This window comes from Ruegeria sp. P8 (assembly GCF_056534665.1).
Window position 1 is genome coordinate 17,310 of the sequence record NZ_JBQERC010000004.1, and the last position, 12,767, is coordinate 30,076.

Below are 12,767 nucleotides of genomic sequence, written 5' to 3' on the forward strand. Positions count from 1 at the left end.
CGCATCCCGAGGTCTCGCTCAACCCTGCCGGTCACATGAACGTGGCCAGTCATCACCTGCTCGCGGGGCTTAACCTGCGGGCTGTAAAGGATAATTTTTTGTTCGACTTCGACATGCTCGGCCTCGCGCCGACACTGAACGACGCGTTGAAACGCGCCAATTTTACTCAACCCACCCCGATTCAGAACCAGGCCATTCCGCTGGCCCTGAACGGGCATGACATCCTCGGGCTGGCCCAAACCGGCACCGGCAAGACACTGGCCTTTGGCCTGCCCCTGATCGACCACCTGCTGGCGCAGCCCGGCAAGCCCGATCCCAAAACAGCCAAATCGCTGATCCTCGCCCCTACACGCGAGTTGGTGAACCAGATCGCCGACAGTTTGCGCACCCTCACCAAAGGAACAAAGCTGCGGGTCGCCACAGTTGTTGGTGGCCAGTCGATCAACAAACAAGTGATGTTCCTTGCCCGCGGCACCGATATTTTGGTCGCCACCCCGGGGCGCCTGATTGACCTGATGGAACGCGGCGCTGTTGACCTTGGTTCGGTGCGCCATCTGGTATTGGACGAAGCAGATCAGATGCTTGACCTGGGCTTCATTCACGCTCTGCGTCGCATCGCGCCTGCACTGGGAACACCCCGCCAGACCATGCTGTTCTCGGCCACAATGCCGAAACAGATGGAGGAGCTCAGCCGTGCCTATCTGAACAATCCACAGCGGGTGCAGGTTTCACCCCCGGGCAAGGCGGCGGACAAGATCACTCAGTCCCTTCATTTTGTTCCAAAAGCCGAAAAACCCTCTAAACTTCGCCAAATCCTGTCGCAGGACGCGGATGCACTGACGCTGGTCTTCACCCGCACAAAACACGGCGCTGAACGGCTGATGAAAGGGCTGGTCGCCGATGGCTTCAACGCAGCATCCATTCACGGGAACAAAAGCCAGGGCCAGCGTGACCGGGCCATTAATGCCTTCCGCGCTGGAGAGGTGAACATACTGGTGGCCACCGACGTTGCCGCGCGTGGCATCGACATCCCCGGTGTCGCCTATGTCATCAACTTCGACCTGCCCGACGTACCCGACAATTACGTCCACCGTATCGGGCGCACCGCCCGTGCCGGGCGCGAGGGGGAAGCGATCGCTTTCTGTGCACCGGAAGAAGTCGACCTGCTGCGTCAAATCCAGAAGCTGATGAAAATTGAAATCCCTGTCACAAGCGGCACCATGCCGGAAGGGGTCGAGGTTCAGCAACCTGCACGTCGACAAAACAACCGCCGTCGCGGGTTCAAGCCCAAACCGGCTAACGGTGATGGGAAACCTTCCAGCAGCAGACGGCGCCGTCCCAACAAAAGACGTTCAGCCGCCTAAGGACTGAACAGGCTGCCAAAGAAAACGCCGACGCCAGTTTTCATACCGGCGTCGGCGTTTTCGTTGGCAAATCCAGCAATCCGCCGGGCTTAATTCCCCGAGCTTTGCTGTTCCTCAATTTCGCGCCATTTGGCAACATTGCGATTATGCTCCTGCAGGGTTTCTGCAAACGCATGACCGCCCGAGCCGTCGGCGACGAAGAACACATAGTTGGTGTCATCCGGCGCGACCGCAGCTTCAAGGCTCGCCAGACCCGGATTTGCGATCGGCGTCGGGGGCAGCCCGTCAATCTGATAGGTGTTCCACGGTGTCGGACGGTTCAGTTCGCTGCGCCGCAACCCGCGGCCCAATGTGCCCTGCCCCTTTGTCACGCCATAGATGACGGTCGGATCTGTTTGCAGGCGCATCCCCTGTTTCAGGCGGTTCACGAACACACTGGCGACCTGGCCACGTTCCTCCGGAACACCGGTTTCCTTTTCGATGATAGACGCAAGGATCAGCATCTCTTCCGGAGTGTCCAGTGGCAACCCGCCTTGGCGGCTTTCCCAAACCGCGTTGATCCGCAGTTGTTGCTTGTCCTGCATGGCCTGCAAAATCGCATTGCGATCCTGTCCGGCCACAACATCGTAACTGTCCGGGGCCAACATGCCCTCAGCCGGGATCTCGGTCACTTCACCTGACAGCGCTTCGAATGATTTCAGAGCTTCAACCACCTGCCACGAGGTCACACCTTCGGCCAGCGACACGCGATAGCGCGTGTCAGCTTCGTTGCGCTTCTCGGTATAGGCATCAGGCGTTTCTTCCTCTGCCGCATCAAATGAAGCAATCTCGACAAAATCCAATGTTGCCGGGTTCAATTCACGCACGCGGGTTTGGGTGCGTGTCACACCGATACGGTATTCGATTTCCGACCCACAAGTACTGGCGCCGCTGCTGGTGATCTCTTCGATGATCTGCGCCATAGACGCACCTTCGCGCACCAGAAAGCTGCCCGCTTTCAACCGCTGCGCCTGATCGGTATAGTCAGCGGCCATCCGAAACAGAATTGAACTGCGAATGGCACCCTGATCTTCCAGATCGCGACTGACACGTGTCATGTTCGAACCGCTTTTGACCTGAAGGCAAATCGCAGTTTCAAGCGGGCCTTCGGCCTTGTACTGCGACTGTCCCCACAGGATCAGACCGCCCACCAGAAACAGGCCGACCACCAGGATGGTCATCGCATTCGAAGCGATGGCCCGCCACATTTAACTGACCTTTCCGAAAATCACGCTGGCATTGGTTCCACCGAACCCGAACGAATTCGACAGCGCCACGTTAATCTCACGCTCGCGTTTGGCGTTGGGGGCAAGATCAATCGGGGTTTCAACTGCCGGGTTGTCCAGGTTGATTGTTGGCGGTGCGACCTGATCGCGGATCGCCAGGATTGAGAATATCGCCTCAATCGCACCCGCAGCACCCAGCAAGTGACCGGTTGCCGACTTGGTCGAGCTCATCGTCGCATTCCCGGCATGCTCGCCCAACAGGCGCTCGACAGCACCCAATTCGATCGTGTCCGCCATGGTCGAGGTGCCATGCGCGTTGATGTAATCCAGGTCTTTCGGCTCCAGCCCGGCGCTGCGCAACGCCGCTCTCATGGAGCGTTCGGCCCCGTCGCCATCCTCGGACGGGGCGGTGATGTGATAGGCGTCGCCCGACATACCATAGCCCAGAACTTCGGCGTAGATCTTGGCACCGCGCGCCTTGGCGTGCTCGTAATCTTCCAGAACCACGATGCCAGCGCCCTCGCCCATCACGAAACCGTCACGGTCCACGTCATAGGGTCGGCTGGCAGCCTTGGGATTATCTGCATATTTGGTCGACAGCGCCTTGCATGCGTTGAAGCCGGCGATACCGATCTCGCAGATACAGCCCTCGCCGCCACCTGCCACCATGACATCCGCGTCACCTGCCCGGATGATGCGGCTGGCGTCGCCGATTGCGTGCGCCCCGGTTGAACATGCGGTCACGACCGAGTGGTTCGGCCCTTTGAACCCGTGACGGATTGATACCTGACCCGAGGCCAGGTTGATCAGTGCGCCCGGAATAAAGAACGGAGATACCCGACGCGGACCCTTGTCGCGGATCAGGTTCGCGGTATTGGCAATCGATCCCAGACCACCAATGCCCGAGCCGATCAGAACACCAGTACGCAGGCGCGATTCTTCGTCTTCCGGCAGCCAGCCTGCATCCTTGCAGGCCATTTCGGCGGCCGCGATGGAATACAGGATGAAATCCTCAATCTTGCGCTGCTCTTTCAGCGGCATCCAGTCATCGGGATTGAAGGTCCCGTTGGTTCCGTCGCCGCGCGGCACCTCGCAGGCGTAGGTCGTTGCGACCCCGCTTGCCTCTGCATCGAAATGCGTGATTGGGCCTGCGCCGGACTCTCCGTCCAGCAGCCGCGACCAGGTTTCCTCGACCCCGCTGGCCAAAGGAGTGACCAATCCAAGACCGGTTACAACGACTCTGCGCATGAAGTGCCTCTTGCCTGCTTCCTCTTATGAGAACCGCTCATACCCCGGCCCGGGGTGCGGGGGCAAGAGCAACGGTTCTTTCCGTCCCGGCGTCCTGCCGCCGATTGCCCAAGGAAACCGGAAATTCGGCGCCTGCTAAAACCGCCCTTTCGCGCGTCCAGCCGAAAGGGCGGAGTTGCTTACTGAAACTGCGCGACCGGCTCGTGCGCCGATTTGGCAGTATCAAGTGCTTCGGTCAGGTCCAGTGTCTTGCGAAACAGCGCACGCCCGACAATCGCGCCCGAGATATTGGGGATGTATGCAAGCCGCGAGATATCGTCTGCTGTGCGCACGACGCCGCTGGCAATCACCGGGGTACGCGAATGGTTTGCCAGTCGCGAGATCAGACCAAGCTGTGCCTCGACATCTTCCATGTCACTGTCGATATCCGTCACCACGATGGCGGCAAAAGGCGCATCACCGAACGCGTCAATAAAGGCTTCGGGCGTGAACGCACTTTGGCTGCGCCAACCGTCAGTCATGACAAAGCCTTGCCAGACATCAACCGACAGCACGATCTGATCCGGGTGCAGCTTGGCCAGATCCTTGACCAGGTTCGGTTCACGCGCAGCAAGCGTACCAACCACGATGCGACCCGCGCCCTTGTCGATCCAGCGCTCAATCTGCTCGCGCGAGCGCATGCCACCCGCCAACTGCACCGGAATCTCGGCCTTGCGAATGATATCTTCGACCAGCTGCGCGTTGGTATCCTTGCCCTCGATCGCGTCGAAATCCGTCAGGTGCATCCATTCGGCACCCGCCTCTGCCCAGCTCCGTGCGGTTTCTACCGGATTCACGTGCCAGATCATCGCTTCTTCCAGACGACCCTTGTCCAGCGAGACACACCGGCCGTTCTGCAGTTCCATCGTGGGGTAAATCCTCATGAGCTCGGTCCTCCGCTCAATCGTTTAGAAATCCCCGGCACCATACAACTGGAATGCCCGCCCGAAATCTCCGGGATCGGCACAGTTTGGCCATTTTGCGGCATACTGATTAAGTGGCGAATTTACGCGCGGGCTGGCGGTCCGTTGCGTCGTAACAAGTGTACCGGGGTTTCATTATACACCCCTTCCCGCATCAGAACATAGCCAAGCTTCTTGGCGAGTTTCTGCGAAGACGTGTTGGACGCGTTTATCATCGCGACCAACGGTCCGGGAATCACCCGGTCAAACCAGTCATGCGCAGCCTTGGCGGCCTCGTATCCCAATCCCTGCCCCTGTGCTTCGGGGACCAGAACCCACCCTGCCTCGGGGAAGCCGTCGAAATCGTCGCCCATGCATCGGTTGCTATAGAAGAATCCGGCTTGCCCGATCAGCTTGCGATTCGATTGCTGCATTACGCCCCACTGACCAAAACCGGCCATCTGCCAATGCCCCGCATTACGCAGGAAAGAATCCCACGCCTCGCCACGCGATCGGGGAGAACCGCCGATATGCCGCACGACGCAAGGGTTACGCCAGATTTCCGCGAACCGGTCAAAGTCCTCTGGGCGCATAGCGCACAGCGTCAAACGCGCGGTATTTATCATCGGAGTGGATCTTATCATGCCCTGTCCACTTTGAGTTTTGCCTCAGTGGAAACAGTGCGCAGGCCACAATAGCCACGCAAGCCCGAAATTCGGCCGGGCATAAAAAAACGGCGCCCCCGTTGCCCGGAAGCGCCGATTTTAATCAGAAAGAAACGCTTAGGACGCTTCGCTGATGAACTTGACGGCGTCGCCAAAGGTCTGGATGGTCTCGGCTGCGTCATCGGGGATCTCGATGCCGAACTCTTCTTCGAAGGCCATGACCAGCTCAACAGTGTCCAGGCTGTCTGCGCCCAGATCGTCGATGAAGGACGCGTTTTCCACGACTTTATCTTCTTCAACACCCAGGTGCTCAACAACGATCTTCTTAACGCGATCTGCGACGTCGCTCATGTCTATTCCTCATTCCTTTACAGGGCGGTCCGCCCGATTCTGCCCTTGCCCGCACGGGTTGGCTTTGGTTTGCCCGTTTTGGGCGGTTTCGGTCCCGGCGAACCGGGAAATAGTAGGCCGACCTGAACGACCGGCCCCGCATAGATGCGCCGCCTATAGCATAGTCGACGCAAGAGGCAAACGCTTTCGCACTCGCCCCTGTCGCGCTCACAACATGGCCATACCGCCATTCACATGCAAGGTGCTTCCGGTAACATAGCCCGCTTCGGGGCTGGAAAGATACAGAACCGCAGCTGCAATTTCTTCCGGATCGCCCATGCGCCCGGCCGGAACCTTGAGCAACAGACCCTTTTTCTGTTCCTCAGTCAGTTTCTCGGTCATGGCCGTCGTGATAAATCCAGGTGCCACGGCGTTCACAGTAATGCCGCGTGTCGCAACTTCGTGGGCCAATGCCTTGGAAAACCCGATCATACCGGCCTTCGACGCTGCATAGTTCGCCTGCCCCGGATTGCCGATTGCGGCCACAACGGACGAGACATTGACGATACGGCCCCAGCGCGCCTTCATCATGCCCCGGATCACACCTTTGCACAGTTTCATGGTCGAGGTCATGTTCACGTCAATGACGCTTTGCCATTCCTCATCAGACATGCGCATGAACAGGTTGTCGCGGGTGATCCCGGCGTTGTTTACAAGAATGTCCACCGATCCCATCGCCTCGGCCGCTTGCTTTGGCAACGCTTCCACGGCTTCCGGATCGCTTAAATTGCAGGGCAGAACATGCGCGCGTTCGCCCAGTTCGTCGGCCAGAGCCTGAAGCGGTTCAACGCGTGTACCGGACAACCCAACCGTTGCACCTGCGCCATGCAACGCACGTGCGATGTGGCCTCCGATACCGCCCGAAGCACCGGTGATCAGCGCATTCTTACCTGTTAAATCAAACATTCGGTTTCCCTCTTGCTGCGTCGGTTACAACGCGAATTGAGCTTACGATTCGGCCTGAATGGCCTTCTGGACGTCTTCCGGTGTGCCCACAGCCTTACCCGCGATTTCGCGATCGATCTTGCGGATCATACCGGACAGCGCTTTGCCAGCGCCGATTTCCCATGTTTCGGTCACGCCTTGTGCCGCCATATATTGCACGCTTTCCCGCCAGCGAACCGAACCTGTCACCTGCTCGACCAGCAATTGACGGATCAGATCCGGATCGCTGACAGCCTCGGCGCGCACATTAGCCACCAAAGGTATGACAGGGGCCTTAATTTCGACGGCAGCAAGCGCTTCTGCCATTACATCTGCAGCAGGTTTCATCAGCGCGCAGTGAAATGGAGCACTTACAGGCAACATAACAGCACGTTTTGCGCCTTTTTCCTTGGCGATCTCGGCTGCGCGTTCGACAGCCGCTTTTGAACCCGACACGACGACCTGCGTAGGATCGTTGTCATTTGCGGCCTGACAGACCTCGCCCTGTGCGGCTTTTTCCGCCACAGCGCGCACGGCCTCCAGATCCAGCCCCAGAATGGCGGCCATGGCCCCCTCGCCCACGGGTACGGCGCTTTGCATGGCCTGACCACGGGTGCGCAACAGACGCGCTGTATCTGCAACAGACAAGGCACCCGCCGCGGCCAGGGCCGAGTATTCACCCAGCGAATGCCCCGCCACAAAAGCCGCCTTGCTGACTGATACGCCTTCGGCTTCCAAAGCGCGCATGGCTGCCATCGATGTTGCCATCAACGCGGGTTGGGCATTCTGGGTCAGTGTCAGGTCAGCAATATCGCCGTCCCAGATCAGGCTGCTCAACTTCTCGCCCAACGCGTCGTCCACCTCATCGAAGACGGCCTGAGCTGCCGGGTAGGCCTCAGCCAGAGCTTTGCCCATACCTATGGTCTGGGCGCCTTGCCCCGGGAAAACGAACGCGAGTGTCATTGCAACCTCATGGATGGTGTCAGGTTGCGGCGGGGTGTAAACTGACTGACCGTCTGGCACAAGTATTGCCTGCTTTCTGCATTCTGGCACCTTTTGTGTGCACCCGCGCTCACTTGTGTCTGTTTCATCCGGCTTTACCTTGGGCACACCCTAGAATCCCGGAGCGCCCGACATATGCAATCGACCAATTCCTTTTCAAGCTACGGCAGCATAGCAAAGACGTTTCACTGGCTGACCGCGTTGCTGATCTTCACAGCTTTGCCCCTCGGCTGGGTCGCGGACAATCTGGCGCATGCGGTATTACACTCGGCAACTGCCCCTACCGAGGTGGAAATTGCCCGCGCCGCGCGCGTGTTCTCGTTGCACAAGACCGTCGGGGTCGCCGTGTTTTTCGTGGCATTGGCCCGCATTCTTTGGGCGTTCACCCAAACCAAGCCCGGTCTTCTGAATGCTGACAACAAGCCCGAAGCCTTCGCCGCTGAAACCGTCCACTGGCTGCTTTACGGTTCGCTGGTCCTTGTGCCGCTGACCGGCTGGATTCACCACGCCGCGACCGAAGGCTTTGCCCCAATCCTTTGGCCCTTCGGCCAAAACCTGCCTTTTGTACCGAAATCCACCGCCGTGGCCGAGGTTACAGGAGTTCTGCATTGGCTTTTCATGTGGGTTCTGGTTGTTTCCCTTGTCCTACACGTTGCAGGTGCGCTGAAACATCACGTCATCGACAAGGACGGCACATTGCGCCGGATGTTACCGGGCCTGTCTGATGTGCCGGAACCACCACATCAAACCCATTCACTGACTCCAGCCGTCGCCGCATTGGTGGTCTGGGGTGTCGTCGTCACCGGAGGCTGGGCAACGGGTAAGCTTACCCCTAACGTAAGTGAAGCACCGGATGTCCAACTGGCCGAGGTTCAATCCGAATGGCAGGTTCAGAACGGCACGCTGTCGATTACGATTTCGCAACTGAACAGCCCCGTCACGGGTACGTTCTCTGACTGGACGGCCGCAATTACTTTTGACGAACCCACAGAGCCGGGCCCGGCAGGATCTGTCGATGTCACAATAGCCATAAGTTCGCTTAGTCTTGGAACCGTAACCGATCAGGCCATGGGACCGGATTTCTTTGACAATGCCCGGTTCCCGACTGCTCAGTTCAAGGCCGACCTTTATAAAACCGAAAGTGGGTACGAGGCGCGCGGTCCGCTTACAATTCGCGACAAGTCGATCGATGTCGTTTTGCCCTTCTCGCTGGATCTTCAGGGCGACACAGCCACAATGGCGGGCACAATCGAGCTTAACCGGCTGGAGTTTGATGTAGGCACATCGCAGCCTACCGAAGACTCGCTGGGCTTTACCGTCGCAGTATCCGTAGAACTCACAGCGGCACGCGGTCAGTAAGGCAAAAAAAACGCCGGTGATTTGATCACCGGCGTTTTTCTGTTCGTGATTCCGCGATTACTCGGCTTTTTGCGCCTCGACCGAAATCTGGATCTGCACTTCGTCGCTGACAAACGGTGCAAACTGACCCAGGTCGAATTCGCTACGGACCAGCGTTGTTGTGGCATTGAAACCCGCCCAGGGCTGATTTGCCATCGGGTGAGTGTCAGCCTTGTTGAGCTTTGCGTCCAGAACAACCGATTTGGTCACACCGTTCATCGTCAGATCGCCGGTGATGTTCGCGGTGTTGTCACCGGTCACTTCGATTCCTGTCGATGTAAAGGTGATCAAATCTCCTTCGGCCGCGCCAAAGAAATCCTCGGTCATGAAGTGATCTTCACGGGGCTTCCAGCCGGTAAACATCTCCAACACGGGCATCGAAACGTTCACGCTCGAAGCGGCGGGGTTTTCCTGGTCAAACATGATCTCGCCTTCAAAGCCGGAAAACATGCCAGTCGTGGTTGAAAACCCAAGGTGGTCATAGCTGAAAATGACTTGGCTGTGGCTGGGATCCAACACGTATTTCTCGGCGCTGGCGAATGCCGTTGTCGCTGATACGGCCAATGCAGCAGCAAGAAGGGTGGATTTCATATCAATCTCCGCGGTTTTGTGAATGCAGTCCGTCAGGACTGCCTGAATGCAAAATGTGCCACCCAAGGGCAGCACACAACCTTTTTTGATTCACAACTTCTGTTCTTTTTTGAACAGAATAAAACTCAGCCGAAAATTGTTACGCTTTTGCTAAGCTGACCTTTCAGCGCCCGGCTGACATCCGCCGATTCAAGTGGCAGCTTCATCAAAAGGCTGCCGTCCACGTCAAACAGATGAACTTCATTCTCTTCGAAACGTGCCCCACCCAGCGAGTCATAGCTGCGGCGCAGGACAGTCTGAGGGCGTCCGTCTTCGTTTTTCTGCAACACCCGGACTTCGCGGCGGATCGGGTCGAAATAGGCGTCAGGGCGCGGGTCAAGAACCTCGATCGTCAGCAGGGCGACGCCAACGACCAGAAACAGCATGGACGCCGCCATCTTGATCGGCCAAACATCTGCGCCAACGACCGATCCGGGCATCAACCACATGGAGAACGCAGAAACGATCAGGAACGCCCCGACCATCCGCGCCAGGATCAGGCGGGCCTTCCAGTTCGGTGCAAACGTGATCATTACCGGCACTGAATTTTCAAATCGCGAGCCGGCAACGCTTTCCTGATATGCGTTTGTGTTAGTAGCGGTCATAACACGTCACCCTTTTAAGGTTACTTTCGAAATTCTGTTGATCCGGTTGATGTCCGGTATGCAAAACAACTTTGAGCCGAAAAGCGTCAGCAATTGGGCGGCCTAAAGGAATTTGGGCGGCGTCTCAGAGGCATATGTGGCAGGGCTTGCCCTTGCGGCTCAGACGTGTATACGGGGCCATCCTTCGCAGTCGTATGAATCGCGCAGCCTCTCGTGGCAGGGTCGCGAAGGAACGTTTGGCCCCGCCTATGAAATGCGCCTTGATATAAACAGGAGTGCACATGCCACTGTATGAGCATGTAATGATCGCGCGTCAGGATCTGTCCAACGCGCAGGCGGAAAGCCTCGTCGAACATTTCGGCACCGTTCTGGCTGACAACGGCGGCAAGCTGGTTGATAGCGAGTACTGGGGCGTCAAGACGATGGCCTACAAGATCAACAAAAACCGCAAAGGCCACTATGCCTTTCTGAAAACCGATGCCCCCTCGGGCGCGGTGCAGGAAATGGAGCGCCTGATGCGTCTGCATGAAGATGTCATGCGCGTTCTGACCATCAAGGTCGACGGCCACGAAGATGGTCCGTCGGTTCAGATGCAGAAGCGTGACGAACGTGGCGAACGCCGCGAGCGCCGTTGATCAACGCCTGAGAAAAGGACTCTAAACCATGGCCGCAAAACCATTTTTCCGCCGCCGCAAGGTCTGCCCGTTCTCGGGTGAGAACGCGCCGAAGATCGACTACAAAGACACCCGTCTGCTGCAGCGCTACATCTCTGAGCGTGGCAAGATCGTGCCTTCGCGCATCACCGCCGTTTCGGCGAAAAAGCAGCGTGAACTGGCCCGTGCTATCAAGCGCGCCCGCTTCCTCGCCCTGCTGCCCTACGCTGTGAAGTAAGGAGAGACTGACATGCAAGTTATCCTGCTGGAACGCGTTGCGAAACTGGGTCAGATGGGCGACGTCGTTGACGTCAAGCCCGGCTACGCCCGCAACTTCCTGCTGCCCCAAGGCAAAGCCCTGAGCGCGTCCGACGCCAACATCGCGTCGTTCGAAGCCCAGAAAGCGCAGCTTGAGGCCCGCAACCTGGAAACCAAGAAAGAAGCTGAAGCACTGGCTGAAAAGCTGGACGGTCAGCAGTTCATCGTGATTCGCTCGGCATCGGATGCCGGCGCTCTGTACGGTTCGGTCACCCCGCGTGACGCCGCTGACGCCGCAACCGAAGCAGGTTTCACCGTCGACAAGAAACAGATTGTCCTGATCGCCCCGATCAAGGAGCTGGGTCTGCACACTGTCGCAGTCAAACTGCACCCCGAGGTTGAAGTCGAAATCAAAATGAACGTGGCCCGTTCGGCAGAAGAAGCCGAACTGCAGGCTTCGGGCAAATCGATTCAGGAACTGGCTGCTGAAGAAGAAGCCGCTGCTGAATTCGAGATCGCCGAACTGTTCGACGACATCGGCTCGGCCGCTTCGGATGATGATGACATGGTTGCCGACGCGGCACCGGTTGCAGAAGACGAAGCCAAAGCCTGATCTGGCTGCTTGTGAGCATTCTAAAGGCCGCGCCAAAGCGCGGCCTTTTCTTTTTTCCCTTTGTGTTCACGTGTCGTACCGGCAAGTTTCAGCCCATTTTCCCGTGTACGCTTGAAGGCTCATTGTCGTTCCGTATCATTGCCGCCGAAATCCAGAGGACCGAAAAATGCTTGTTTATCTGCGCCAAAGTTTCCTGGCACTGTTTCTATTTGTGTCGTTGGTTGCCTGCGGGTCAGACCAGGTCTCCAAGGCGGGTACGCCACATTTTGACCCGCCGCTCCACCCGAATGAAACGCCCGAGCTGAGAGCTTCGATCAACAGATGGGCGGACCATTACGAGATTCCGCGGGAACTGGTTCACAAGCTGGCCATTCGCGAAAGCACACACCGACCATGGGCCGTCAACCGGCCCTATTACGGCCTTCTACAGATCCTGCCAGCCACGGCGCGCTCGATGGGATACACCGGCAAAGCCGAAGGTTTGCTGGACGCCGACACCAACCTTGAGTTTGCCGGGAAGTACTTGCGCGGGGCGTGGATGCTTTCAGATGGGGACCAACGCAGGGCAATTTTTCTGTACGCCAAAGGTTTTTATCCCGAAGCTAAAGCCCGAGGAATGCTGGTCGAAACCGGGCTTAGGCCAACACCCTGACGGTCATTCGCGTCAGAATTCGATCGGAATCAGCACTTGAAACTGAATAGTGACAAAAATGTTCTATTGGGTGTCGCAATATGCGGTATTGCACAGACAATTAAGACCTCTCCTTGTCATGTTTAGAAAAGTATGATGTTCTGACGCAGTGAGGTAAAC

General features: G+C 57.7%; 15 protein-coding genes. 6 read left to right on the forward strand and 9 right to left on the reverse strand.

The genetic code is table 11. The annotated features are described in order from the left end of the window. Positions 1–98 precede the first annotated feature (98 nt). On the forward strand, positions 99–1,364 hold the full coding sequence (locus ACR0BZ_RS07835; protein WP_480486454.1) for a DEAD/DEAH box helicase: 1,266 nt from the start codon (positions 99–101) through the stop codon (positions 1,362–1,364). 89 nt (positions 1,365–1,453) lie between these two features. On the opposite strand, the gene mltG is transcribed toward ACR0BZ_RS07835, so the two are convergent. The 7 genes from mltG to fabD all read right to left on the reverse strand — a co-directional run bounded on the left by mltG (position 1,454) and on the right by fabD (position 7,760). Further along, positions 1,454–2,611, reverse strand: a complete 1,158-nt coding sequence (gene mltG, locus ACR0BZ_RS07840) for an endolytic transglycosylase MltG (protein ID WP_480919915.1) — start codon at positions 2,609–2,611, stop codon at positions 1,454–1,456. Continuing rightward, positions 2,612–3,877, reverse strand: coding sequence for a beta-ketoacyl-ACP synthase II (gene fabF / locus ACR0BZ_RS07845; RefSeq protein WP_209596796.1), 1,266 nt, complete (start codon positions 3,875–3,877; stop codon positions 2,612–2,614). A gap of 179 nt (positions 3,878–4,056) precedes the next feature. After that, positions 4,057–4,800, reverse strand: coding sequence for a 1-(5-phosphoribosyl)-5-[(5-phosphoribosylamino)methylideneamino]imidazole-4-carboxamide isomerase (locus tag ACR0BZ_RS07850; RefSeq protein WP_480919916.1), 744 nt, complete (start codon positions 4,798–4,800; stop codon positions 4,057–4,059). Positions 4,801–4,922: 122 nt separating this feature from the next. After that, the gene (locus tag ACR0BZ_RS07855; RefSeq protein WP_267364575.1) at positions 4,923–5,462 is read right to left on the reverse strand and encodes a GNAT family N-acetyltransferase; all 540 of its coding nucleotides are present in this window, start codon (positions 5,460–5,462) and stop codon (positions 4,923–4,925) included. A gap of 138 nt (positions 5,463–5,600) precedes the next feature. Beyond that, entirely contained in the window at positions 5,601–5,834 is a 234-nt protein-coding gene (locus ACR0BZ_RS07860; protein ID WP_050602116.1) for an acyl carrier protein, read from the reverse strand. Between the two features lie 207 nt (positions 5,835–6,041). Then, entirely contained in the window at positions 6,042–6,779 is a 738-nt protein-coding gene (fabG, locus tag ACR0BZ_RS07865; RefSeq protein ID WP_209596801.1) for a 3-oxoacyl-[acyl-carrier-protein] reductase, read from the reverse strand. A 42-nt stretch (positions 6,780–6,821) separates the two neighbouring features. Continuing rightward, positions 6,822–7,760: an ACP S-malonyltransferase gene (gene fabD / locus ACR0BZ_RS07870; protein ID WP_480919917.1), complete on the reverse strand. Its 939-nt coding sequence runs from the start codon at positions 7,758–7,760 to the stop codon at positions 6,822–6,824. 174 nt (positions 7,761–7,934) lie between these two features. Here fabD and ACR0BZ_RS07875 point away from each other — a divergent pair, with 174 nt between their 5' ends. Next, positions 7,935–9,158: a cytochrome b/b6 domain-containing protein gene (locus ACR0BZ_RS07875; protein WP_480919918.1), complete on the forward strand. Its 1,224-nt coding sequence runs from the start codon at positions 7,935–7,937 to the stop codon at positions 9,156–9,158. A 57-nt stretch (positions 9,159–9,215) separates the two neighbouring features. Here ACR0BZ_RS07875 and ACR0BZ_RS07880 read toward each other — a convergent pair whose 3' ends face one another. Next, on the reverse strand, positions 9,216–9,788 hold the full coding sequence (locus ACR0BZ_RS07880; RefSeq protein ID WP_267364582.1) for a YceI family protein: 573 nt from the start codon (positions 9,786–9,788) through the stop codon (positions 9,216–9,218). Between the two features lie 125 nt (positions 9,789–9,913). Then, the gene (locus ACR0BZ_RS07885; protein ID WP_480473389.1) at positions 9,914–10,360 is read right to left on the reverse strand and encodes a hypothetical protein; all 447 of its coding nucleotides are present in this window, start codon (positions 10,358–10,360) and stop codon (positions 9,914–9,916) included. A 353-nt stretch (positions 10,361–10,713) separates the two neighbouring features. Here ACR0BZ_RS07885 and rpsF point away from each other — a divergent pair, with 353 nt between their 5' ends. The 4 genes from rpsF to ACR0BZ_RS07905 all read left to right on the forward strand — a co-directional run bounded on the left by rpsF (position 10,714) and on the right by ACR0BZ_RS07905 (position 12,608). Further along, positions 10,714–11,067 (forward strand): 30S ribosomal protein S6, encoded by a 354-nt coding sequence (rpsF, locus tag ACR0BZ_RS07890; RefSeq protein WP_209503558.1) that lies wholly within the window; start codon positions 10,714–10,716, stop codon positions 11,065–11,067. Positions 11,068–11,095: 28 nt separating this feature from the next. Continuing rightward, positions 11,096–11,323, forward strand: a complete 228-nt coding sequence (rpsR, locus tag ACR0BZ_RS07895; RefSeq protein WP_005608650.1) for a 30S ribosomal protein S18 — start codon at positions 11,096–11,098, stop codon at positions 11,321–11,323. 12 nt (positions 11,324–11,335) lie between these two features. Beyond that, on the forward strand, positions 11,336–11,956 hold the full coding sequence (rplI, locus tag ACR0BZ_RS07900) for a 50S ribosomal protein L9 (protein WP_267364588.1): 621 nt from the start codon (positions 11,336–11,338) through the stop codon (positions 11,954–11,956). 166 nt (positions 11,957–12,122) lie between these two features. Beyond that, positions 12,123–12,608, forward strand: a complete 486-nt coding sequence (locus ACR0BZ_RS07905) for a transglycosylase SLT domain-containing protein (RefSeq protein WP_480919919.1) — start codon at positions 12,123–12,125, stop codon at positions 12,606–12,608. Positions 12,609–12,767: the final 159 nt, after the last annotated feature.